Origin of the sequence: Streptomyces bullii (assembly GCF_042657145.1) — a bacterium.
GTDB lineage: Bacteria > Actinomycetota > Actinomycetes > Streptomycetales > Streptomycetaceae > Streptomyces > Streptomyces bullii.
The window spans coordinates 192,791-216,921 of record NZ_JBHSNY010000002.1; the positions used below are offsets into that span (position 1 = coordinate 192,791).

At 73.4% G+C, this 24,131-nt stretch carries 10 protein-coding genes; 5 read left to right on the forward strand and 5 right to left on the reverse strand.

What is annotated here, in order from left to right; genetic code table 11:
* Positions 1-23 precede the first annotated feature (23 nt).
* The 4 genes from ACFPZJ_RS05090 to ACFPZJ_RS05105 form a co-directional block, all read right to left on the reverse strand.
* Positions 24-233, reverse strand: coding sequence for an MbtH family protein (locus ACFPZJ_RS05090; protein WP_381017787.1), 210 nt, complete (start codon positions 231-233; stop codon positions 24-26).
* Positions 230-15,733, reverse strand: coding sequence for an amino acid adenylation domain-containing protein (locus ACFPZJ_RS05095; protein WP_381017789.1), 15,504 nt, complete (start codon positions 15,731-15,733; stop codon positions 230-232). The genes ACFPZJ_RS05090 and ACFPZJ_RS05095 overlap by 4 nt, the downstream gene beginning before the upstream one ends.
* Before the next feature lie 134 nt (positions 15,734-15,867).
* A complete protein-coding gene (locus ACFPZJ_RS05100) occupies positions 15,868-16,905 on the reverse strand; it encodes an iron-siderophore ABC transporter substrate-binding protein (RefSeq protein WP_381017792.1) in 1,038 nt (345 codons plus the stop codon).
* 119 nt (positions 16,906-17,024) lie between these two features.
* Positions 17,025-18,383 (reverse strand): lysine N(6)-hydroxylase/L-ornithine N(5)-oxygenase family protein, encoded by a 1,359-nt coding sequence (locus ACFPZJ_RS05105; protein ID WP_381017795.1) that lies wholly within the window; start codon positions 18,381-18,383, stop codon positions 17,025-17,027.
* A 257-nt stretch (positions 18,384-18,640) separates the two neighbouring features.
* Here ACFPZJ_RS05105 and ACFPZJ_RS05110 point away from each other — a divergent pair, with 257 nt between their 5' ends.
* The 5 genes from ACFPZJ_RS05110 (at position 18,641) to ACFPZJ_RS05130 (ending at position 22,710) form a co-directional block, all read left to right on the forward strand.
* Positions 18,641-19,588, forward strand: coding sequence for a methionyl-tRNA formyltransferase (locus tag ACFPZJ_RS05110; RefSeq protein WP_381017797.1), 948 nt, complete (start codon positions 18,641-18,643; stop codon positions 19,586-19,588).
* Positions 19,589-19,876: 288 nt separating this feature from the next.
* On the forward strand, positions 19,877-20,293 hold the full coding sequence (locus tag ACFPZJ_RS05115; protein WP_381017800.1) for a transcriptional regulator: 417 nt from the start codon (positions 19,877-19,879) through the stop codon (positions 20,291-20,293).
* Positions 20,294-20,654: 361 nt separating this feature from the next.
* Positions 20,655-21,647 carry a dihydroxyacetone kinase subunit DhaK gene (dhaK, locus tag ACFPZJ_RS05120; RefSeq protein WP_381017801.1) on the forward strand — a complete coding sequence of 331 codons (993 nt, stop codon included), beginning with the start codon at positions 20,655-20,657 and terminating at the stop codon, positions 21,645-21,647.
* Between the two features lie 60 nt (positions 21,648-21,707).
* On the forward strand, positions 21,708-22,307 hold the full coding sequence (gene dhaL / locus ACFPZJ_RS05125; protein WP_381017804.1) for a dihydroxyacetone kinase subunit DhaL: 600 nt from the start codon (positions 21,708-21,710) through the stop codon (positions 22,305-22,307).
* Entirely contained in the window at positions 22,300-22,710 is a 411-nt protein-coding gene (locus tag ACFPZJ_RS05130; protein WP_381017806.1) for a PTS-dependent dihydroxyacetone kinase phosphotransferase subunit DhaM, read from the forward strand. The genes dhaL and ACFPZJ_RS05130 overlap by 8 nt, the downstream gene beginning before the upstream one ends.
* Before the next feature lie 209 nt (positions 22,711-22,919).
* Here ACFPZJ_RS05130 and ACFPZJ_RS05135 read toward each other — a convergent pair whose 3' ends face one another.
* On the reverse strand, positions 22,920-23,813 hold the full coding sequence (locus ACFPZJ_RS05135) for a glycoside hydrolase family 75 protein (protein ID WP_381017810.1): 894 nt from the start codon (positions 23,811-23,813) through the stop codon (positions 22,920-22,922).
* Positions 23,814-24,131: the final 318 nt, after the last annotated feature.

A 24,131-nucleotide genomic window follows, 5' to 3' on the forward strand; every position in this document is an offset into this window, starting at 1 on the left:
CAGGCGACGGTGCTGTCGGGGCGTCAGCCCTGCTGGGCGATGAGGCTCGCGGGCCGCAGGTCGGTCCAGTTCGTCTCCACGTACGCCAGGCACGCCTCGCGCGTGTCCTCGCCGAAGACGGTCCGCCATCCGGCCGGCACCTCGGCGAAGGACGGCCACAGCGAGTGCTGGTTCTCGTCGTTGACCAGGACCAGGAAGCGGCCCTGCGGGTCCTCGAACGGGTTGGTGGTCATGCGTCGTCACTCCTTGTGGACAGGGCGGTGAACAGCTCCGAGAGCGGCTGCTCGGGGTCGGCTGCCACGGTGCGCAGCAGCCAGAGAAGTTCGTCGGCGAGCCGCCGTGCCGTGGCGGGGTCGATCAGGCCGGTGGCGTGGATCAGTTCGCAGTGCACAGGTCCCGTGCCGCGCGGCTCGTAGAAACTCAGGGTCAGCTCCGCGCGCGCCGAGCCGGTCGGCACGGCGTGGAACGAGCCGATGCCGCCCTCCAGTTGCCCGAGGTCCGCCTGCTCGTGGTGGATCACCATCACCTGCGGGCCCTCCGGCGGCAGCCCGGCCGCCCGGACGACCTCGTCGAACGGGACGTCCTGCCGGTCGAGGGCGCTCAGCGTGGTCTCCCGCACCCGGGTCAGCAGCCGCGCGAACGTCGGGTCGCCCGCCGTGTCGGTACGCAGCACGACCGTGTTGAGGAAACACCCCACCAGGCCGGCCAGTTGCTCGTCGGTGCGGCCGGCGACCATCGTGCCGATGGGCAGGTCGGTGCCCGCGCCGTGGGCGGTGAGCAGGGCCGCCAGCGCCGAGTGCAGCACCATGAACATGCTGGTGCCGGTCGTCCGGGCCAGGTCGTCCACGGCGGCGTGCAGCCGTTCGTCCAGGACGAAGTCCACCTGCCCGCCGCCGGGGGCGCCGGGGCGCGGACCGTCCGTCGGGAGGGCCAGCCGCCGCGGCGCGCCCTTCAGCGTCTGCCGCCAGTAGGCGAGTTGACGCCCGCCACGGCTGCCGGGGTCGGCGAGGTCGCCGAGGACGTCGCGGGCCCAGTGGGTGTAGTCCGTGTACGTGACCGGCAGCGGCTCCCACTCGGGTGCGCGGCCCTCCGCCCGGGCCGCGTAGGCCGTGGTGAGGTCGCGGAACAGGGGCACCACCGACCATTCGTCCACCGCCAGGTAGTGCGTGGTCAGCAGCAGCGCACCACCGCCGTCCGGGGCGGTGAGCAGATGGGCCCGCACCGGGGGTTCCACGGTCAGGTCCGGGGACCGGCCCGCCAGTTCCGCCAGGCGCGCGTCCACGTCGGCGCACTCCTCCAGGATCAGGGCCGGGGGCTCTGCCGGGCGCGGGAGCACGGCACCGTCCCGCTCGTGGAACGCCGTACGCAGCGGTTCGTGACGCCCCGCCACATCGGCGAGCGCGGCCGCCAGCGCGTCGGCGTCCAGCCCGTCCGGCGAGCGCAGCACCAGCGCGTGGTCGAATCCGGGGGTACGGCGGTACGCCTCCCACTGCCGGCGCTGGACCGGTGCGACCCGCGGCGGCTCCTCCCGGTCGCCGGCGGGCCGCAGCGCCGGGCGGGCCGCTGCCGCGCTCTCCAGCTTGGCCGCGATCCCGGCGACGGTCAGCGCGTCGAAGACGTCCCGGATGCTCAGCTCCACCCCGAACTCGGCGCGGATGCGGCCCAGCAGCCGCATCGAGGCCATGGAGTGGCCGCCGAGCGCGAAGAAGTTGTCGTGCACGCCGACGCCGTCCAGCTTGAGGATCTCGCCGAACAGCGCGGCGAGCCGCGCCTGGGTCTCGGTGGCCGGGCGGGCGTCGCCGGTCATGGCCGACCAGTCCGGCGCGGGCAGCGCCTTGCGGTCCAGCTTGCCGTTGGGCGTCAGCGGCAGCGGCCCGTCCAGCGGCACCACCAGGGACGGAACCATGTACTCGGGCAGCAGCCCGGCCACATGGGCCCGCACGCTGTGCGGATCCAGCTCCCCCGCCTCGGGCACCACGTAGCCGACCAGGCGGACGATGTCGCCGTCGCGGTCGGGCAGCACGGTCGCCTGGGCCACCGCAGGGTGTCTGGCCAGTGCCGCCTCGATCTCGCCCAGCTCGATCCGGAAGCCCCGGACCTTCACCTGGGTGTCGACCCGGCCGAGGAAGTCGAGGTTGCCGTCCCGGCGCCAGCGGGCGCGGTCGCCGGTGCGGTACATACGGCTGCCGGGCGGGCCGTACGGATCGGCGACGAACCGCTGCGACGTCAGCCCCGCCTTGCCGAGGTAACCGCGCGCCAGGCCACGGCCGGAGACGTACAGCTCTCCCGCCACACCCGGCGGCACCGGGCGCAGACGCTCGTCCAGGACGTAGCAGCGGGTGTTGGGGTCGGGCCGGCCGATGGGCACCCGGCCCGCGGGCCGGCCGCCGTGCTCCCGCGAGGGCCACAGCGTGGAGTTGACGGTCGCCTCGGTGAGCCCGTACGCGCAGATCAGGTGGGCCGTGGTGCCGAAGCGTTCGAACAGGTCCGGCGGCACCGTCTCGGTGCCGACGAGGACGGTGGAGCCCTCGGGCAGGGCGCAGCCGGGCGGCAGCGCCGACACCAGGGACGGCGGCAGGATCATGTGGGTGATCCGGTGGTCCGCGAGGAAGTCGGTGAGCGCCGGTCCGGCGACCCGGACCTCGTCGGTGACGAGGACGAGCCGCCCGCCGTGGCACAGGGCCATCGACAGTTCGAACGCGAACACGTCGAAGCCGATCGACGCGAACTGCAGCACGTGGCTGTCGGGCCGCAGGCCCATCCGGTCGACGGCGGTGGCGACCAGGCTGGAGATGCCCTCGTGCGGTACGACGACGCCCTTGGGGCGGCCGGTCGAACCGGAGGTGTAGATGACGTAGGCGGCCTGGTCCAGGCCGGCCGGTCCGTCGCCCGCAGCGGTCTCGGGCAGGGCGTCCAGTGCGGCGGCGGTGTCCGGCGCGTCGAGCAGCACGACGGGCACCCCGGGCACGTCGGGGATCTTCCCCGCGACCGGCTCGGTGCCGACCACCAGGGCCGCCCGCGAGTCCTCGATCATGTACCGGAGGCGGTCGGCCGGGTGGACCAGGTCCAGCGGCAGGAACGCGGCGCCGAGCTTCAGCGCGGCGAGCACGGTGGCGACCATGTCGACCGAGCGGGGCACGGCCACGCCCACCACGCTCTCCGCGCCCACGCCCTGCGCGGCCAGCAGCCGGGCGATGCGGTTGGCGCGCACGTCGAGCCGGGCGTACGTCACCGGACGGGACCGGTCGACGACGGCGACGGCGTCGGGCTGTTCGGCGACCTGCCGGGCGAACAGGGCCGGCAGCGACGCCTCGTCGACCTGGCGGGCGGTCGAGTTGAAGCCCTCCATCACCAGTCGCCGTTCGTCGGCGGTGAGGATCTCCGCCCGTGAGAGGGGCCGTTCGGGCGCTGCGACGAGGGCCGTCACCAGTGCGCGGAGCCGGTCGCCGAGCCGCTCGGCGGTCTCCCGGTCGAACAGTTCGGTGGCGAACTCCAGACGGCAGCTCAGGGAGCCCGTGTCGTGGCCGGAGGCCAGGTGCTCGGTGAAGCTGAACACCAGGTCGAACTTGGCGGAGCGGACGCGGAACGGCACGAACTCGGTGCGCAGTCCGGGCAGTTCCAGCTCGTCGCCGGTGCGGGCGTGGTAGCCGACCATCACCTGGAACAGCGGGTTGCGGGACAGCGACCGCGTGGGGTTGAGCTTCTCCACCACCGACTCGAACGGCACGTCGGCGTGGGAGAACGCGGCCAGGTCGGTCTCCCGGACCCGGGCGAGGAGTTCCGTGAAGCTCGGGTCGCCTTGGAGATCGGTGCGCAGCACCAGCGTGTTGACGAAGAAGCCGACCAGGTCGTCCAGCGCCTCGTCACCGCGCCCGGCGATGGGCGAGCCGAGGGGGATGTCGGTGCCGGCGCCCATGCGGTGCAGCAGGGCGGCGACGGCCGCGTGCACGACCATGAACATGCTGGCGCCGGTCTCCCGGGCGAGCCGCCTCAGCCCCTCGTGGACGTCGGCGTCGAACGCGATGTCCAGTTCGGCGCCGGAGAACGCCGGCCGTGCCGGGCGCGGCCGGTCCGTGGGCAGCTCCAGCTCCTCGGGCGCTCCGTCGAGCGTCGTACGCCAGTACTCCAGCTGCCGGGCGGCGAGGCTGCCCGGGTCGGCGGGGTCGCCGAGCAGCCGCTGCTGCCACATGGCGTAGTCGGCGTACTGGACGGGCAGCGGCTCCCAGTCGGGCGCCTTGCCGGCGTCCAGGCGCGAGGCGTAGGCCGTGGCCAGGTCGCGCAGGAACGGCCGGTCCGACCACTCGTCGGTGGTGATGTGGTGCAGCAGCAGGATGACGACGTGGTCGTCCGGTGCCAGCTCGGCGACGGTGGCGCGCAAGGGCAGTTCGGTGGCGAGGTCGAAGGGCCGGTTGACGGCCGCGTCGATGATGCCCGGCACCTCGTCCTCACTGGCGCGCAGGTGTTCCACCACCGGCCGCGCCTGCTCGGCGGGCAGCACCCGCTGGAAGGCCTGGCCGTCGCGTTCGGCGAAGACCGTGCGCAGCGCCTCGTGGCGGGCGGTGACATCGGCCAGGGCCAGGCGCCAGGCGTCCACGTCGAGAGCGCCGCGCAGCCGCATGACCAGCGGGAAGTTGTACGCGGCCGAGGTGCACTCGATCTGCTGGATGACCCACAGCCGCTGCTGGGCGTGGGACAGCGGCAGTTCGGCGGGCCGCTCGGCGGCCGTCAGCGACGGGCGGGCGGCGGCGCCGGGGAGAGCCACACGCTCGACCAGTTCGGCGACGGTGGGCGCCTCGAACAGGTCCCGGATCGCCAGCTCGGCGTCCAGGGCGGTGCGGGCGCGACCGACCAGCCGGGTGGCGAGCAGCGAGTGGCCACCGAGAGCGAAGAAGTCGCTGTCGATGCCGACGCTGCCCCGGGGCAGGCCGAGCACCTCGGCGAAGAGCGCGCACAGCGTCTCCTCCTGTGGGGTGCGCGGGGCGCGGCTGGGGCCCGTCCCGCCGAAGTCGGGGGCGGGCAGGGCCTTGACGTCCAGCTTGCCGTTGACGGTGAGCGGCAGGGTGTCCACGGCGACGAGCGCGGAGGGGACCATGTAGTCGGGCAGAGCGGCCTTGAGGTGGTCGCGCAGGGCCGGCACGAGCCGCTCGTCGGCACCGTCCTCGGGCACGTAGTAGCCGACGAGGCGCTTGGTTCCGGCGTTCTCCGCCACGACGACCGCCGCGTGCGCGACGTCCGGGTGGGTGGACAGGGCCGTGGATATCTCGCCCAGCTCGATGCGGTAGCCGCGGATCTTCACCTGGTCGTCGGTGCGGCCGAGGAAGTCCAGCAGGCCGTCGGGCCGCTGCCGTACGAGGTCGCCCGTGCGGTACATGCGCTCGCCGGGCTCGCCGAACGGGTCGGCGACGAACCGCTCCGCGCTCAGGCCGGGCCGGTCGTGGTAGCCGCGGGCCAGGCCGGTGCCGGCGATGTACAACTCGCCGGGGCAGCCCGGCGGCACCGGCCGCAGCATGGTGTCCAGCACGTAGGCGCGGGTGTTGCGGATGGGCAGGCCGACGGTGGGGGTCGCGCTGTCGGTGGTGGAGCCGCCGAGCGTGTTGATCGTGTACTCGGTGGGCCCGTACAGGTTGTAGCCGTAGGTGCCGTCGGTGTGGCGGAGCCTGCTCCACACGGTGTCGGAGACGGCCTCGCCGCCGAGCAGGACCAGGGCGGGCCGGTGTCTCCCGGCTGCCTCGTCCTGGTCGAGCAGGCCCTCCTCGATGAGGAGCTGGGCGTACGTGGGCGTCACGTTGACCACGTCGACGCGGTGCCGGTCGCAGTAGGCGACCAGGGCCTCGGCGTCGCGGCGCAGTTCCTCGTCACAGACGTGGACCTCGTGTCCCTCGACAAGCCAGAGCAGCTCCTCCCAGGACATGTCGAAGGCGAAGGACACGGTGTGCGCGATGCGCAGCCGCCGCCCGCCGGCGGAGGCGATGGCCGGGTCGAAGATCTCCTTCTGGTGGTTGAGCTGCATGTTGGTCAGGCCCCGGTACGGGGTGACGACGCCCTTGGGCCGGCCGGTCGAGCCGGAGGTGTAGATGACGTACGCGGGGTACTCCAGGCGGTCGGGCACGTAGTGGGCGAACGCGGGTCGCTCGGCGTCCGTGACCTCCCCGCCGGGCAGGGCGGCGAGCTCGGCGGCCACGGCCGCGTCGTCCAGGAGGAGTTCGGGCGCCACGGGGCCGGTCCCGCCGCGCAGGGTCGGGGCGACGGCGGTCGAGGACACCAGGCACAGCGGCCCGGTGTCCTCGACCATCAGCCGCAGCCGGTCGGCGGGATGGTCGAGGTCCAGCGGCAGGTAGGCGGCGCCGGTCCGCAGCACGGCGAACAGGGCGGCCACCATCTCGATGGACCGGGGCAACGCGAGCGCCACGACCTTCTCGGGTCCGGCGCCCCGGGCGAGCAGCAGCCGGGCGAGCCGGTTGATGTGGGCGTCCAACTCGGCGTAGGTGAGGGCGCGTTCGCCGAAGACGAGGGCCACGGCGTCGGGGGTGCGGGCGACCTGCGCGGTGAGCATGTCGGCGATGGTCTCGTTCGGTACCGGTTCCCGGCTGCCCGCCCACTCGGCGCTCAAGGACTCCCGCTCAGCGGGCAGCAGCAGGTCCAGGGCGCCGACGCGGGTGGTCAGGTCGCCGATGAGCCGCTCCACGAGGGCGCCGAAGCGGTCCAGCGTGGCCTGCGCCCGGTCGTCGTCGACCAGGTCGGGGCGGTACTCCAGTTTGACCTGGACGGTCTCGGCCGGGTTGACGATGAGCGTCATCGGGTAGTGGGTGGCGTCCACGCTGCCCACGCCCGTGATGCCGTGCCGCTCGGTGAGCCTGCGGAAGGCGCCCTCGTCGGCGAAGTTCTGCAGGACGTACAGCGTGTCGAAGAGGGTGGGGTGCCCGCCCGCGCGCTGGAGTTCGGCGAGGCCCAGGTACTCGTGGTCCATCAGGGCCACCCGCTCCGACTGGACGCGGCGCAGCAGGTCGCCGACGGGCTCGGCCGGGTCGAGGGTGACGCGCTGGGGCACGGTGTTGAGGAACATGCCGATCGTCGTGTCGACGCCCGGCACGTCCGCGGGGCGCCCGGCGACGGTGGCGCCGAACACCACGTCGTCACGGCCGACCGTGGCGGACAGCACGAGCGCCCACGCGGCGGAGAGCACCGCGTTGATCGTCAGGCCGTGCTCGCGGGCGCACGCGCGGAGCCGGTCGCTCAGGGCGCGGCCGAGGGCGAGGGTGCGGCGGCGCGGGATGGTGGGTTCGTCGCCGCGCTCGCGGGCGACGAGGGTGGGCCCGTCGAGCCGGCCGAGGGCCCGTTGCCAGGTCTGCCGTGCGGCGTCGAAGTCCTGGCCGGCGAGCCAGCCCAGGTAGTCGCGGTAGCTGCCGGGGGCGGGCAGGGCGCTGTCGTCGCCGGCCGTCGCGTACAGCTCCAGCAGCTCGTCGAGGAAGAGGGACTGGGACCAGCCGTCCCAGGCGACCAGGTGGTGGCTGAGCATCAGCCGGTCGGTGGTGTCGGTGAGCCGGATCAGGGTGAGCCGGAACAGCGGAGGGGTGGCCAGGTCGAACCGCTGCCGCCGGTCGGCGTCGGAGAGGGCGGTGAGGCGTGCCTGCCGCTCGGCCTCCGTCAGGCCGGTCAGGTCGACCTCGGTGAGCGGTACGGGCAGGTCGCAGGCCCGGCAGACGAACTGGACGGGCTGGGGCAGGCCGTCGCTGGTGATGCCGGCGCACAGGCTCGGGTGGCGGCGCAGCAGGGTCGTACAGGCGGCCCGGAGCCGGTCGGCGTCGAGCCGGTGGCCGAAGTCGAAGGTGTCCTGGGCGGTGTAGACGTCGAGGGCCGAGGTGTCGTAGCTGGCGTGGAAGTGGATGCCCTCCTGGAGCGGCGACAGCGGCCAGATGTCGGCCACCGGCGCCGGGCCGGCCTGCGCGACCAGGTCGATCTCGGCCTGGGTGAGCCGCACCAGCGGCAGGTCCGAGGGGGTGAGGGACGGCAGGGCGCCGGGCGTGCCGGTGCGGGCGACGAGTTCGCGCAGGGCGTCGGCCCAGGCACGGCCGAGGGCGTGGACGTCCTCGGCGGTGAGCACGTCGCCGTCCGGCCAGGTCCAGGTGGCGCGCAGCTCCGGGCCCCGCGGGGTGTCCGCGCAGACGGCGTTGACCTGGAGCGGGTACGGCATGGCGAGGTCGGCGTCGGGTTCGACGCGCAGCGCGTCGGACTCGACGGCGGGAGCCCAGTCGCGGGTCTGCTCGGCGGGCAGCCGGCCGAAGTAGTTGAACAGCACCTGGGCGCTGGAGAGTCGGGTGAAGACTGGGGCGAGCTGCGGGTTGAGGTAGCGCAGCATGCCGTAGCCGGCGCCGGAGTCCGGCGCGGACCGCACGGACTCCTTGACCTGCCGGAGCGCGTCCAGCGGATCGTCGGCGGCGGGCAGCCGGACGGGATGCAGGCTGGTGAACCAGCCGATGGTGCGCGACACGTCGGCGTCGGTGCCGTCACGGCCGTGCCGCTCCAGGTCGACCAGCAGATCGCCGTCCGGGGGCGTTCCGCTCTCCGCGCGCCGGCGTGTGACGGCCAGCCGCAGCGCCGCGAGCAGGACCTCGGTGACGTCGGCGCCGACCGCGGCGGGCACGGTGGTGAGCAGCGCCCGGGTCTCCTCGGCGGGCAGGGTGACGAGGTGCTCCCGCGCAGCTCCGGCCGTGCCGGTGCGGGCCGCACCGGGCACCAGGTCGGCGCCGGGCGCCAACGTCGCGGCCCAGTGGGGGAGTTCGGCCTGCCGCTGCGGTGAGCCGGCCTGCTCGGCGACGTCCCGGGCGAACCGGCGCAGGGAGGTGGGCACCGGCTCCAGGGCGGGCCGCTCACCCCGCGCGACGGCGTCCCAGGCGGCGGCGAGGTCGCCGAGGAGGACCCGCCAGGACACGCCGTCGATCACCAGGTGGTGGACGGCCAGCAGCAGACGGCCGGGCCGCTCCGTGCCGGCGTCGAACCACACCGCCTGGACCATGGCGCCGCTGTCGGGGTCGAGGCGGCCCGCCGCCGCGTCGGACTCCTCGCCGATCACGGCCCGGAGCGCGGCGTCGTCGAGATCCCGGACGTCGACGCGGCGCAGCAGGGCGGCGGCGTCGACCGAGCCCGGGGCGGTCGTCCGCGCGGACCACAGCGCCGGGACGGCCGGACCGAGGTCCATACGGGTGAGGACGAGGCGCAGTCCGTCGTGGTGGTCGAGGACCGCCTGGAGGACCCGCGTCAGCTTCCCGGTGTCCGCGTCGGCGGGCGCCTGGAGCAGCATCGACAGGTTGAAGCGGCCGATCGTGCCGCCGTCCTCGCGGAGCTGGTGGACGATCGGCAGCAGCGGCACGTCGCCGACCCCGTCGGAGTCCGCGACCACGGCCGGGGCCGTGTCCCGCGTGCCGCCGAGGGCGGCCGCCAGGGCGGCCGGGGTGCGGTGCTCGAAGACGTCGCGGGGGCTGACGGCGAGGCCCGCCCTGCGGGCGCGGCCGGAGACCGCCATGGACAGGATGCTGTCGCCGCCCAGGGCGAAGAAGTCCTCGTCGGCGTCGACCTCGTCGAGGCCGAGGACGTCGGCGAAGACGGCGCAGAGCCGCCGTTCGTGGCCCTCGCGTGCCGTGGGGCTCGTTCCGTTCGTGCCGCTGTGCCGCCTGCGGAGCTCGGGGGCGGGCAGGGCCGTGTGGTCGATCTTCCCGCCCGGGGTCAGCGGCAGGGCCTTCAGCGGTACGAAGTGGCTGGGCACCATCGGTGCGGGCAGCGCGCCGCTCATCTCGCGGCACACGGCCTCCACGTCCAGGTCGCCCGTACCGGCGGCCGGGACCAGATAGGCCACCAGCTGCTTGACTCCCCGCTCGTCGTCGCGGGCCACGACCACGACGTCGCCGACGGCCGGCTGCTCGCGCAGCCGAGCCTCGATCTCACCGAGTTCCACCCGGTTACCCCTGATCTTGACCTGGTGGTCGGTGCGCCCGAGGTAGGTGAGCACACCGTCTCCACTGAACTGGACCATGTCTCCGGTGCGGTACATCCGCTCGCCCGGATGGCCGAACGGATCGGCAACGAATCGTTCCGCCGTCAGCGCGGTGCGTCCGTGGTAGCCGCGGGCCAGCTGCGCGCCCGCGATGTAGAGCTCGCCCGGCTCGCCCGCCGCGACCGGGCGGAGGTGGCGGTCGAGGACGTACAGGCGCGTGTTCCACACCGGCCGCCCGATGGGCACCGTGCCGGTCTCCCGGGGGGCGGCGCCCGCTTCCCAGCTGGTGACCTGGATGACGGCCTCGGTGGGGCCGTAGACGTTGACCAGCGGGACACCGGTGCACTCCTGCCAGCGGCGGGCCAGCGGCACGGGCAGCGCCTCGCCGCCGCTGAAGGCGCGGCGCAGGGTCGCCCACCACTCCCCCGCGTCGTCCTCCGCCAGGAGGGCGCCGTAGAGGGAGGGCACGAGGTCGATGCCCGTGACCCGTTCGCGGCGGATCAGGTCGATGAGGTACGCGGGGTCCCGGTGCCCGTCCGGGCGGGCGACCACGACGGTGCCACCGGTGAGCAGCGGGGTGAACAGCTCCAGCACGGACGGGTCGAAGCTTGTGGAGTACTGGTGCAGGACGCGCTCGTCCGGCCCGTACCCGAACTGCTCGGCGGTCCAGGTGAGTTGGCCGACCACCGCGCGGTGGGTCACGACCACGCCCTTGGGCCGGCCGGTGGAGCCCGAGGTGTACATCACGTACGCGGCGCTGTCGGGATGGACCGGCACGGCCACGGGGGCGTCCGGGGCAGCGGTCTCCTCGGGTCCGAGCACGACGGGGGCGACGCCGTCGAGGACGGGCAGCCGGGCCAGGGACTCCTCGGTGACGACCACCGTCCGCGCGCCGGAGTCGGCGAGCATGTACCGCACCCGGTCCGCCGGGTAGTCGACGTCCACCGGCAGGTAGGCCGCGCCCGCCTTGAGCACGCCGAGCAGCGCGACCGGCGTCTCGGCGGAACGGGGCACGGCGACGGCGACCACGGACTCGGGCGTCACCCCGCGCGCGAGCAGTCGGTGCGCCAACGCCTCGGCGCGAGCGTCCAGTTCGGCGTACGTCGTCCGCCCGGCCTCGTGGACCAGAGCGGTGGCGTCCGGCATCCGGCGGGCCTGCCGGGCGAAGGCGCCGTGCACGGTGTCGTCGGCCGGTGTGCGGTCCGCGCCGGTCAGCAGGTCGCGGGCGGCGCGCTCCTCGTGGGCCGGGAGCGTGCCGAGGCGCGCCACCGGACGCAGCGGATCGGCGGTGAACTCGCCGAGCACGGCCCGCAGCCGGTCGGCGAACCGGCGGGCCGCGGCGGCGTCGAGGCGGGCGGAGTCGTGGTCGAGGCGCAGCCGGAGCCGCTCGCCGGGCAGGACGGTGAGGGCCAGCGGGTAGTGGACGGCGTCACGGACCGTGGAGCCGGTGACGCGGATCTGTCCCGCCGGGTCGCACGGCTCGCCCGCGTCGGGCAGGTTCTCCACGACGACCAGCGCCTCGAACAGCTCACCGTGTCCCACGGCCCGCTGGATGTCGGCGAGCCCCACGTGCTGGTGGTCCAGCAGTTCGGCCTGCTCGTCCTGGAACCGTGCGAGGACGTCCACGAGCGACTGCTCCGGACGCCACCGCAGCCGCGCCGGGAGCGTGTTGATCAGCAGGCCGACCAGGGTCTCGACGCCCTCCACGGCGGCCTGGCGGCCCGATACGGTGGTGCCGAAGACCACGTCGCGCGAGCCGGCCACATCGCCGAGCAGCAGCCCGAAGCCGCCCTGGACGACGCTGGCGAGGGTCAGCCCGAGCTGCCGGGCCCGCTCCCCGAGCGCGGCGGTGTCCGCCGCGGACAGCTCCACGGTCACCGTGTCCGTGCCGTGCCCGCCCTCGTCCGTCCCGCGTACGGGGAGCCGGGCGGGTCCGTCGAAACCGGCGAGGGCGTCGCGCCACGCATCCAGCGCGCCCTGCCGGTCCCGGGCGGCGAGCCAGGCCGCGTACGCCCGGTACGTCTGATCCTGCTCGGGCCGTTCGGCCGCGGCGCCGGGCCGGTAGCCGTCGAGCAGTTCGCGCAGCAGCAGCGCGACCGACCAGCCGTCCACCACGATGTGATGCAGCGTCAGCACCAGCTGGGACCGTTCGGCGGCGTGGCGGATGAGCGCGGCCCGCAGCAGGGGCGGCGCGGCGAGGTCGAATCCGGCCGCCCGCTCCCGCGCCGCCACGTCCTCGGCGGCGCGGGACCGCTGACCGCCGTCCAGGCCGGACAGGTCGGCGTACCGCCACGGCAGCTCGGCCCGCTCCCCGATCAGCTGCACGATCCTGCCGTCCGCCAGCTGGTGGAAGGCGGCGCGCAGCAGCGGGTGACGGTCGAGAAGGCCCTGGACGGAGGCCCGCAGGGCCTCGGGGTCGACATCACCGGAGAGTTCGACGATGTCCTGGACGGTGTAGCCGTCGGCGCCGTCCTCGTCGACGGAGGCGTGGAAGCAGAAGCCCTCCTGGAGCGGCGTGGCCGGCACGGCGTCGACGAGGCCGGGGAGGGCCGCGAGGCATTCGGCGCGCTCCGTCTCACCGAGGGCGACGAGCCCGTACGGAGCGGGCAGCAGGGCACCGTCGGAGGGCCGCGCGTCTGCGGCGAGGCGGGCCAGCGCGGCGACCGTGCGGTGCCGGAACACATCGCGCGGGTCGATCGCCAGCCCGGCCTCGCGGGCGCGGTTGACGAGCTGGATGGCGACGATGCTGTCGCCGCCCAGTTCGAAGAAGCTGTCGTGGACGCCCACCGACGGCAGGCCGAGCACGTCGGCGAACAGATCGGCCAGCGCGGCCTCGGCGGCTGTGGCGGGCAGGTCGTCGCCGCCGAGGGCCGTCCACCGGGGGGCGGGCAGGGCGCGGCGGTCGAGCTTGCCGTTCGGCGTCAGCGGCAGAGGGCCGTCGAGGCGTACGAGGGCCGACGGGACCATGTGGTCGGGCAGGGCATCCGCGATCCGGGTACGGGCCTGTGCCACGGCGGTGTCGGCGTCCGCGCCGGCCTCGGCCACGAGGTAGGCGACGAGCCGCTTCACGCCCCGGTGGTCCTCGCGGGCCAGGACGGCGGCCTGGGCGATGCCGGGGCAGGCCATGAAGGCGCTCTCGACCTCGCCGGGTTCGACGCGGTGGCCGCGGATCTTGATCTGGCCGTCCGCGCGGCCGAGGAACTCCAGGTTGCCGTCGGCGCCCCAGCGCACCCGGTCTCCGGTCCGGTACATGCGGGCGCCGGGCTCGTCGGCGAACGGGTCGGCGACGAAGCGTTCCGAGGTGAGCCCCGGCCTGCCCAGGTAGCCGCGCGCGAGGCCCCGCCCGGCGACGTACAGCTCGCCCTCGGCGCCCACCGGCACCGGGCGGAGCGCCGAGTCGAGCACGTAGGCGCGGGTGTTGGGGTCCGGGCGGCCGATCGGCGCGGGACCCGGCCGGTCCGGGTCGGCGAGCCACAGCGTGGAGTTGACGGTGGCCTCGGTGAGTCCGTACGCGACGACGACCTGAAGCCGTCCGGACCAGCGGGCGATGAGCTCGCCGGGTACGGCCTCGGTGCCGACGATCAGCACGGCGCCGTCGGGCAGTTCGCACTCCTGCGGCAGCGCGGAGACGAGCGACGGCGGCAGGATCATGTGGGTGGCGCGGTGGCGTGCGATGTAGTCGGTGAGGGCGGGCCCGGCGACGCGGCGCTCGGTGGGGACGAGGATGATCCGGCCGCCGACGCACAGCGACATGATCAGGTCCCAGACCGTCACGTCGAAGCCGACGGACGCGAACTGCACGACACGGCTTCCGGCGGTGATGCCGATCCGGTCGGTGGCGGTGGCGACCAGGCTGCCGACGCCGTCGTGCGAGACGACGACACCCTTGGGGCGGCCGGTGGAGCCCGAGGTGTAGATGACGTACGCGGCCTGGTCGAGGGCGACGGGGAAGCCGGGGTCGGAGCCGTCCAGGGCGGCGCACTCTGCGGTCACGGCCGGTGCGTCCAGCACCAGTCGCTCGGCGCCGGGCACGGCCGGCAGCTCGGCGGACAGCTCACGCGTCGTCACCACCGTGCGGGCGCCGGCGTCCTCCAGCATGTAGGCGATGCGGTCCTTGGGGTGGTCCGCGTCCAGCGGCAGGTAGGCGGCCCCCGCCTTCATCACGGCCAGCAGGCAGATGACGAGCTCCGGCGAGCGCGGCAGCGCCACCGCCACGACGTCCTCGCCGCCCACGCCCCGGGCGGCGAGCAGCCGGGCGAGACGGTTCGCGGCGGCGTTGAGCTCCGCGTACGACAGCTCCCGGTCCTCGTGCACGAGGGCGACGGCGTCCGGTGTGCGGCGCGCCTGCTCCTCGAAGGCGGCGGGCCAGGACAGCCCGGGCACCTCGCGGGGTGCCACGCCGAAGTCGCCCAGCAGTCGGGCGCGTTCCTCTCCGGAGGTCAGCTCGATGTGCGCGAGGGGGCGGGTCAGGTCGTCGGTGAGGGCCTGGAGGAGCCGCAGGAAGCGCTGCTCGTGCTCCGTCAGTGTCCGCTCGTCGCACACGGCGGCGTCCGCGTCGAGGTGGATGCGCAGGCCGTGTCCGGCCTGGATGTCGCCGATGGTGACGGCCAGGTCGCTGACGGGGCCGAGCCACAGCGGGACGAGGTCGGCGTCGAGGTCGCCGAAGCGGAGCCCCGCGTCGCGCGTCAGGACGTTGACCGTGGGCCCGACGAGTTCCCGCACGCCGTCGACGAGTCCGAGGTCCCTGGCGAGGTCCTCGGCGCGGTAGCGGCTGTGGGTGACGGTCTCGGAGATCGCCGTACGGACCGCGGCCACGAGGTCGGCGCCGGTCATGTCGGGGCGGACGCTCAGGCGCAGGGGGAGGATGTTGGAGACCATGCCGGGGATGTCCCGGGTCCCTGGGTCGCGCCGGGTGGTGACGGGCAGGCCGAGGACGAGGTCCTGTTCGCCGGTGGCGCGGTGCAGGTAGGCGGCCACGGCGGCCACCAGCAGGCGGGAGAGGCTGACGCCGGCGTCCGCGGCGGTGGTGCGCAGCCGGATGACGGCGGGTGCGGGCAGTTCCGTCGTGCGGCGGACGCGCCGGGTCATGGGCGCGGGGGCGCGCTCGACGAGCCGGACGGGCTCGGGACGGCCGGCCATGCGCTCCAGCCAGTACGCGCGGTCCCTCGTGTAGTGCTCCGACGCGCGGTAGGCGGTGTCCGCCTCGACCAGCCGGGTCAGCGACCAGTCGGGGGCGGGGGCCTGGTCACCGGACGTGTAGAGGTCGCCGGCGCGGCGGGTGATCCGGGCGATGCCGACGCCGTCGATGACGATGTGGTGGTAGCGCTGGTACCACCAGACGTGGTCGTCGGAGAGCCGCAGCAGGGCCTGCGCGAACAGCGGGCCGGCGGCGAGGTCGGCGGGGCGGTCGCGTTCGGCCTCCATCCAGCGGCCGGCGGCGTCCCTCGGGTCCGCCTCGCCGCTGACGTCGACGAGCGGTACGTCGACGGGGAGACGGGTGGGCGCCTGGCGCGGTGCGCCGTCCCCGGCGACGATCCGGACGTGCAGGCACTCGGCTTCCTCGGCGGCCCGCCGGACCGCGGCCGTCAGACGGTCCAGGTCGATGTCGCCGCGCAGTCGCAGGACGAACGAGACGTTGTAGGCCGAGCCGTCGGGCTCGATCTGCTGGGCGAGCCAGATGCCGGACTGCCCGCCGGTGACGGGTGTCCCGCAAGCGGATGTCCTGTTCGACTCGGCGTCAAACATCGTTCAGTGGGCCTTTCCCTGGTGAAGCGTCAGCGAGGGATCGTGCAAGTGCGGGCCTGGGCCCGCCCGGTGGGGACGGCCACCGGGCGGGCGGGTCGGCCGGAGGGGCGCCGGCGGGCGGCACCCGGCCCGGCCTACTTGATGGCCTCGAGCTTCGGGACGACCTGGTCGATGGCGTACGGGATCGACAGCACCGTGTTGAAGGAGAGCGCGGCGCCGATGTCCGGGCTGTCGTACGGCAGGAACAGGTCCCGCTTCTCCTGGTGGACCTTCGTCTTCTTGTACAGCGAGTCGGCCTTGAGGGCCTTCTCCGTCTCGGGGGTGCCCAGCCACACGGTCCGGTCGGCCTCCATCACGTCGAGGCGCTCGACGCTGAGGTCGGCGACGTTCTGCTTGCCGAGGGCCTTGCGGTACTTCTCGGAGGTGGTGAAGCCCATTTCCTTCAGGAAGACGACCTTGGGGTCGTTGGGCGAGAACGCGGCGAACTTGCCCGGCTCGTAGGGCTCGCCGACGGTGACGGTCTTGCCCTTCCACTCCGGGTGCTCGTCGCGGACGGCCTTGAAATGGGCGTCGACGTCGTCGATCAGCTTCTCGGTCTGCTCCGTCTTGCCCAGCGCCTTGCCGATCTGCCGGGTCATGTCCTGCCAGGGCGCCTGGTAGTCGTCGTGGCCCTTGGGCTGGGCGACGACCTTGGTGAACTGGGAGAGGGTGTCGTACTGCTCCTTCTTCATGCCCGAGTACTGGGCGATGACCAGGTCGGGCTTGAGCGCGGCGATCTTCTCGATGTTGTACTCGTCGCGCTCACCGACGATCTCGGGCGGCGTGGAGCCCCACTTGTCCTTGGCCCACGGCCACTTGCCGTACGGCTTCTCCTTGAACCAGTCCACCGCGCCGACCGGCTTGGTCCCGAGGGCCAGCACGGCGTCCTGGTCGGACAGGCCGAGGGTGACGACCCTCTTGGGCTCCTTGTCGATCGTGGTGCTGCCGTACTTGTGCTCGACGGTCACCGGAAAGGCGGCGGAGTCCGCGCTCGCCCCGGCCGAGGACTCGGACCCGGTCTTCTCGGAGCCGCCCCCACAGGCGGTCAGGGTGACAGCGGCGACGGCGGCGACGGCCGCGCGGGGGAGGTGTCTGACGAGCCGCGTCAGCGCGGGGCGTGTACCAGTGGACACGGTTGTTCCTTTCACGGGGATTCACGGTGCGTGCCACGACCGCCGTCACGACGGCGCGACCGGCGGGCAGGGCTGTGGGGGGTGTCCGAGCGAGCGGGAGTCTGAGGAGGGACCGCGCCCTAGTGGGCGGCGCTGCCGATTCCGTCGGCGACCGGGCGTGCCTCGTACAGCGTGGGCTTCAGGCCCCGGTCGAGGATCGAGTCGAGGATCTCGCCGACCCTGATGGCGGTGTTGGACAGCAGGGACGACGTGATGCCGTGGGTGTGCTCGGTGCCGCCCTGCAGGTAGATACCGCAGCGCAGGGCGGGGTCGGTCGCCACCCGGTAGTCGCGCTCGACGCGGGCGCGGCCCTCGTCGTCGCGCAGGCACCGGTCCGCGACGTCGCCCAGCAGGCCGAAGGGGTCGGCGGGCGTGTAGCCGGTGGCGAAGACCACGACGTCGGCGTCGAGCGGGGTCTGTTCGCCGGTGACGAGGGACTTGACGGTGGCACGGACCTTGTCCGGGGTCTCCACGACCTCGGTGAGCCGGGAGACGTTGAGGAAGCGCAGCCGCTCCGTGCCGAGGACCTTCTCCTGGTACACCTGCCGGTACAGGTCGTCGATCAGGTCGATGTCCACCACGGAGTAGTTGGTGTTGCCGTGGTAGTCCATCAGTCTGCGCTTGACGTCGTCGGGCGCGGTGAAGTACTCGTCGACCGCTTCGGGGTCGAAGATCCGGTTGGCGAAGCTGCTGTCGTCGGCGGGGCTGTAGCCGTAGCGGGAGAAGACGGCGCAGACCTCGGCCTCGGGGAAACGGCGGTGCAGGTAGGCGACGTTCTCGGCGGCGCTCTGTCCGGCGCCGACCACGATGAAGCGGGAGGGGTCGGTGCCCTCCAGGCCGTCGACCTTGGCCAGCAGGTCGGAGTTGTGCCAGACGCGGTCGCCGCGCTCCACGCCCTCGGGCATACGGGGCCGCAGCCCGGTGCCGATGACGAGGTTGCGGGCCCGGTGGACGACGAGTTCGGACCCGGACCGCGCGGTCACGTCCAGGTACTCGACGATCCCGTCGCGCACGACGGGCGTGACGGCGACGACCTCGTGGCCGTAGGAGACCATGTCGTCGACCTTGGCCGCGGCCCACTCGAAGTAGTCGTGGAACTCCACCCGCAGCGGGAACAGGTTCTTGTGGTTGACGAAGTCGATCAGCCGGCCCCTGCTCTGCAGGTAGCACAGGAAGCTGAACTCGCTCGTCGGGTTCCGGAGCGTCACCAAGTCCTTGAGGAAGGAGACTTGCATCGTCGCGTCGTCGATCAGCATGCCGCGGTGCCAGCCGAACTTCGGCTGCTGCTCGAAGAAGTGAGCTGTGACCGCCTCCTGCCTGCCGACGCGTGCGTTGTGCTCGCTGAGCGCGATCGCCATGGCCACATTGGACGGTCCGAAGCCGATACCTATGAGGTCGTGGATCAGTGGTGCGTCGTCATCAGGAAGAGCCTGTGACATGTCACTCCCATCCGTGCGGGGCAGCCGCCTGTCAGGCGTGTGTAGCCGTGTGCAGTACGAGACGAGGGCGCACCGAGAGAACGGCGAACCCGCAAAACTTAGGTGAGCCTAAGCTCATCCCGTGAAGCTGTCGACGGGCAAAACGGACAACAACGGGGCGCGGGCTGCATGAACGCAGCACGGAATGCGCCCCGTTGCACTCTTAGGTAAGGCTTGCTTTACTGGCGCCGCCTATCCCTGCCCTGAGGAGGAACCCCATGCGGGTCGTCATGTTCGGCTATCAGACCTGGGGGCACCGCACCCTGCAAGCCCTCCTGGACTCCGAGCACGACGTGGTGACGGTCGTGACGCACCCCAAGAGCGAGCACGTCTACGAGAAGATCTGGAGCGACTCCGTCGCCGATCTCGCCGAGGAACACGGCGTCCCCGTCATCATCCGCAACCGCCCCGACGACGAGGAGCTGTTCCAGCGGCTCAAGGAGGCCGACCCGGACATCATCGTGGCCAACAACTGGCGGACCTGGATCCCGCCGCGCATCTTCGACCTGCCCCGCCACGGCACGCTGAACGTCCACGACTCGCTGCTGCCGAAGTACGCCGGTTTCTCCCCGCTGATCTGGGCCCTCATCAACGGCGAACCCGAAGTCGGCGTCACCGCCCACATGATGGACGACGAGCTCGACGCCGGCGACATCGTCCTGCAGCGGGCGGTCCCCGTGGAGCCGACCGACACCGCCACCGACCTGTTCCACAAGACCGTCGCCCTCATCGCACCGGTCACCACGGGCGCCCTCGACCTGATCGCCTCGGGCAAGGCGGAGTTCACCAAGCAGGACCGGTCCCAGGCCAGTTTCTTCCACAAGCGGTCCATCGAGGACAGCCGCATCGACTGGACCTGGCCCGCCGAGGACCTGGAGCGCCTGGTCCGCGCCCAGTCCGCTCCGTATCCGAGCGCCTTCACCTTCCACAAGGGCAAGCGACTTGAGGTCCTCTCCGCCGTCGTGTCCGAGGGCCGTTACGGCGGCACCCCCGGCCGCATCTTCTACCGCGAGGGCGAGGGCGTGGTGATCGTCGCCGGCGCCGACGCGCGCACGGGCCGCAACCACGGCCTGGCCATCACCCGCGTACGGACCGAGGACGGCAGGGAGTTGCCCGCGACCGAGTACTTCACTTCGATGGGCGGCTATCTGACCAGCCGTCCGTGACGACGGGGCCCGGGCCCGACGGACGAGCCTCGGCCGCCGACGGCCGCCGTGGCCGCCACGGGCCCGAGCCCGGCGACCGGCCACTGACCACGCGCTCCGCCCGGAGTGCGGCGCCCAGGACACGGTGACGCGTTCCCCCTGAAGCCCGGGGCGCAGACAGAGCGAGAGGGAGACGGGGAGAGCTTGGAGCAGCCGGTCGTCACAGGGACGGCGCGAAACCCGTCCGGCGCCGGACGCGCCCCGCGAGCGGCCGTCGCCCCGCCACCCGCGCCGACCACGCCGCCCAGCGTGCTGGAGCTCAAGGCCTGCCTGATGTACGCGCTGGGCGAGGCCGCCCGCCGAAGACTCTCCGAGGCGCTGACCGCCCGGGGCATGCGGCTGCGGCACCTGACCACCCTCGCCCTGCTCGCCGGCCTCGGCCCGCAGCCCAAGACCGTCCTGGCGGCCCGGCTGGACCTGGAAGTGAGCGCTGGCCAAGATCGTCAAGGACCTGCCAAAGCCGGGCACGTCGTCTGCGCCCCCGACACCGAGGACCACCGACGCGTCTATGTGCGCCTCACCCCGGACGGAAGGTCGGCCCTCGACCACCCCGCCGCCGACGTCACGGCGGCGGACGAGGACCTCCTGGCCCCGCTGAGCGGGCCGGAACGCGACCAGCCGGCTTCCCTGCTGCCTCGCCTGCACGCGGATCTCGGAGCATCCTGACGCCTGAGCCCTGGGGGACGTATCTCCCCCCTCGGCAGGGTGCCGGGCTGCGGTCGACCGCGGAAGGGCCATCGGTCCGCCGGGCCGGCACGCCGCCGGGGCGCGCCCGGAACGCCCCCCGGCACGTGACCTTCGGCGACGCAAGGTCGATACTGCCGAGGTCAGCGCCCGTGCCGGGAAGCCACCACGACACACGACACCTGACGACGCATCATCCGAGTCGGCGGCGAGTCGGCGGCGGGACCGCCGGAGCCCGCCTCCGACCGCCACGCGCCGCCGGGATCGACGAATGGCCCAACCCGGTCCGACCTGAAAAAATTGTCGCCAGAGGTCCGTCCGCCCGTCGCACCAGGAGGTACCCATGAAGATGCTCATCAACGTCCCGGAGACCGTGGTCGCGGACGCCCTGCGCGGTCTGGCGGCCGCCCATCCCGAGCTGGCCGTGGACGTGGAGAACCGGGTGATCGTACGGCGGGACGCGCCTGTGGCCGGAAACGTGGGCCTGGTGTCCGGCGGAGGCTCCGGGCACGAGCCGCTGCACGGCGGATTCGTGGGCCCCGGCATGCTCTCGGCGGCCTGTCCCGGCGAGGTGTTCACCTCCCCGGTACCGGATCAGATGGCCCGGGCGGCGGCCGCCGTGGACAGCGGGGCCGGGGTGCTGTTCATCGTCAAGAACTACACCGGCGACGTGCTCAACTTCGACATGGCCGCCGAGCTGGCCGAGGACGAGGGCATCCAGGTCGCCAAGGTGCTGGTCAACGACGACGTGGCGGTGACCGACAGCCTCTACACGGCCGGGCGGCGCGGCACGGGTGCCACCCTGTTCGTGGAGAAGATCGCGGGCGCGGCGGCGGAGGCGGGCCAGCCGCTGGAGCGTGTGGAGTCGATCGCGCGGCAGGTCAACGAGAACTCCCGCAGTTTCGGCGTGGCACTGAGTGCCTGCACCACGCCCGCCAAGGGCACGCCCACCTTCGACTTGCCGCCCGGCGAGCTGGAGTTGGGCATCGGCATCCACGGTGAGCCCGGCCGGGAGCGACGGGCGATGATGACCTCCGCCGAGATCGCCGAGGCCGCCGTCGACGCGATCCTGGCGGACTTCACGCCCCGCAATCCGGTCCTGGTGCTGGTCAACGGCATGGGCGGGACTCCGCTGCTGGAGCTGTACGGCTTCAACGCGGAGGTGCAGCGCATTCTCGGCGAACGCGGTGTCCCCGTCGCCCGGGTCCTCGTCGGCAACTACGTCACCTCGCTGGACATGGCGGGTGCCTCCGTCACCCTGTGCCAGGTCGACGAGGAGCTGCTGCGGCTGTGGGACGCGCCGGTGAAGACGCCGGGCCTGCGCTGGGGCATGTGACGGACAGGGGGTGATCGATCGCTGCTTGCTCACGACGTACCTACCACGCAAGGAGATCCAGTGCTCGACGCCGAGTTCTTCCGCCGTTGGATGACGGCGACCGCCGCGTCCGTGGACCGCGAGGCGGAACGGCTCACCGCCCTCGACTCGCCCATCGGGGACGCCGACCACGGCAGCAACCTCCAGCGCGGGTTCACCGCCGTGATGGCCGCGCTGGAGAAGGACGCGCCCGCCACCCCCGGCGCGGTCCTGACACTCGCCGGCCGCCAGCTGATCTCGACCGTCGGCGGCGCGTCGGGACCGCTGTACGGGACGCTGCTGCGCCGGACCGGCAAGGCCCTCGGGGATGCCGTGGAGGTGAGTGAGGAGCAGCTGGCCGAGGCACTGCGGACCGGGGTCGATGCGGTCATGACACTGGGTGGTGCGGCGCCGGGCGACAAGACCATGATCGACGCACTGGTTCCCGCCGTGGACGCGCTCGGCGACTCCTTCGCCGCGGCCCGCAGCGCGGCCGAGCAGGGCGCCGAGGCGACGATCCCGTTGCAGGCCCGCAAGGGCAGGGCGAGCTACCTGGGCGAGCGCAGCATCGGGCACCAGGACCCCGGTGCCACCTCCGCCGCCCTGCTCATCGCCGGACTGGCGGAGGCCGCCGATGAATGACGAGCGGCTGGTCGGAATCGTGCTGGTGTCGCACAGCGCGGAGGTGGCCAGGTCGGTGGCCGAGCTGGCGAAGGGCCTCGCGGGCGGCGCCACGGCGGTGCCCGTCGCCCCGGCGGGCGGCACCGAGAGCGGTGAGCTGGGTACGAGCGCCGAGCTGATCTCGGCCGCGGCCGCGTCGGTCGACCGCGGGGCCGGGGTCGCCGTCCTGACCGACCTGGGCAGTGCGGTGCTCACCGTCAAGGCGCTGCTGGCCGAGGGCGACGAACTCCCGGAGGGCACACGCCTGGTGGACGCGCCCTTCGTGGAGGGCGCCGTGGCGGCGGTCGTCACGGCGGCGACCGGCGCCGACCTCGCGGCGGTGCAGGCGGCGGCGGCAGACGCGTACACGTACCGGAAGGTGTGACGAGGTCTCAGGGGAGCCCGCGGGATCCCGGTCTTCGCCGTTGGCGGCGGGGTGTCAGGGACCGGGCGCCGGGGCGGGACCCGGGAACCGTCGGACGAGCTGACAGCCGGGTGGGCGTCAGCTCGTCTGCCGTCGTCGCCACCCTGCCGCCATCCCCGCTGTCGTCCTCGCGGTCGCCGTCGCCGTCACGGGGACGGTTCGTGGGTGGCTCAGCGGCTCCCGACGAACTGCCGTGCCAGCCGCTCCCCCGTCGTCACCGCCGCGGCTCGGTCCTCGATGGGTGTCACCCGGGACTCCTTGAAGACGATGTACGTGACACCGGACCCGGTGCCGCCGCCGACCGGGTCGGGGCTGATGCCAAGGGCCTCGGCGGTGGCGTACGACGCCTCTCCGATGATGTCCTCCGGGCCGGTGTCGCCGACCACCGCGTACTGCACCCGGTCCTGGTGGACGACGGCCGCGACCGACCCGCCCCGGACGCCGTGGGCCCGGTAGTCCCAGACGCGGCTGGGGGCGGGCACCACGACGTACGGAAGGCGCTCGGCGTCGAGCGGGCGGCCGTCCGACTGCGTGTAGGACGTGGTGGCCGAGTAGGACGGATCGGTGGCGCTGTTGCAGTGGACGCCGGGACGGCCGTCGCAGTCGATGTCCATGTCCGCCTTCCAGAAGACGGCCTCGCGGGTGCCGCAGACCGGGATGGTCGCGGGGGTGCCGGCGTCGCGGCGGTAGTGGCCGTGGGAGACGGGGGTGCAGTCGCGCACCCTGGCCAGCAGGTCGGCGGCGCGCACGGTACTCCCACGCCACGCCACGGACTGGCCGTGCGGCCGGGACCCGGGCAGACCGGCCCGGAATGCCGTCGGAACCGGCAGGTCGGCGGCGCGCACGGAGCCCCCGCGCCACGCCAGGGATTCGGCGCCCAGCCGGAACCCGGGCAGGTCGGCGCGGAATGCCGTCGGAACCGGCAGGTCGGCGGCGCGCACGGAGCCCCCGCGCCAGGCCACGGGTTCGGCGCCCAGCCGGAACTCGGGCGGGTCGGCGGGGAACGCCGTCGGGGCGAGCAGGGCGGCGCCGACCGCGGCCAGCGCCAGCGACGGGACATGCACGATGACCAGGCCTCTCCACGGGACATTGACGGACGATCAGCCCATCTGTTCCCGAAGCGGCCGGACGGCCACCGCCGAACGCCGGACGGTACACGGCCGGCCCCACACCCCCGAACAGCGGCCGGGGGCCCGGAACCGCGCGGGCTCCGGCCCCCGGCCACCGCGCCGGCGCGGGATCTGCGACGACAGCGGTCCGCGCCACAGGCGTGAACTCCCCAGCTTTCCTGAGAAGTTCAGCCGTGAGGAACTTCAGCATACGTAACCCCGGCGGCGGCCCGGCAACGACGGCCCTCTTGATGGGAGAGCACCGACGGCCCC

Bases quoted from the DNA above. Each gene is read 5' to 3' on its own strand.
- ACFPZJ_RS05090 (WP_381017787.1), bottom strand. From the start codon at position 233: ATGACCACCAACCCGTTCGAGGACCCGCAGGGCCGCTTCCTGGTCCTG.
- ACFPZJ_RS05095 (WP_381017789.1), bottom strand. From the start codon at position 15,733: ATGTTTGACGCCGAGTCGAACAGGACATCCGCTTGCGGGACACCCGTC.
- ACFPZJ_RS05105 (WP_381017795.1), bottom strand. From the start codon at position 18,383: ATGTCACAGGCTCTTCCTGATGACGACGCACCACTGATCCACGACCTC.
- ACFPZJ_RS05110 (WP_381017797.1), top strand. From the start codon at position 18,641: ATGCGGGTCGTCATGTTCGGCTATCAGACCTGGGGGCACCGCACCCTG.
- dhaK (WP_381017801.1), top strand. From the start codon at position 20,655: ATGAAGATGCTCATCAACGTCCCGGAGACCGTGGTCGCGGACGCCCTG.
- ACFPZJ_RS05130 (WP_381017806.1), top strand. From the start codon at position 22,300: ATGAATGACGAGCGGCTGGTCGGAATCGTGCTGGTGTCGCACAGCGCG.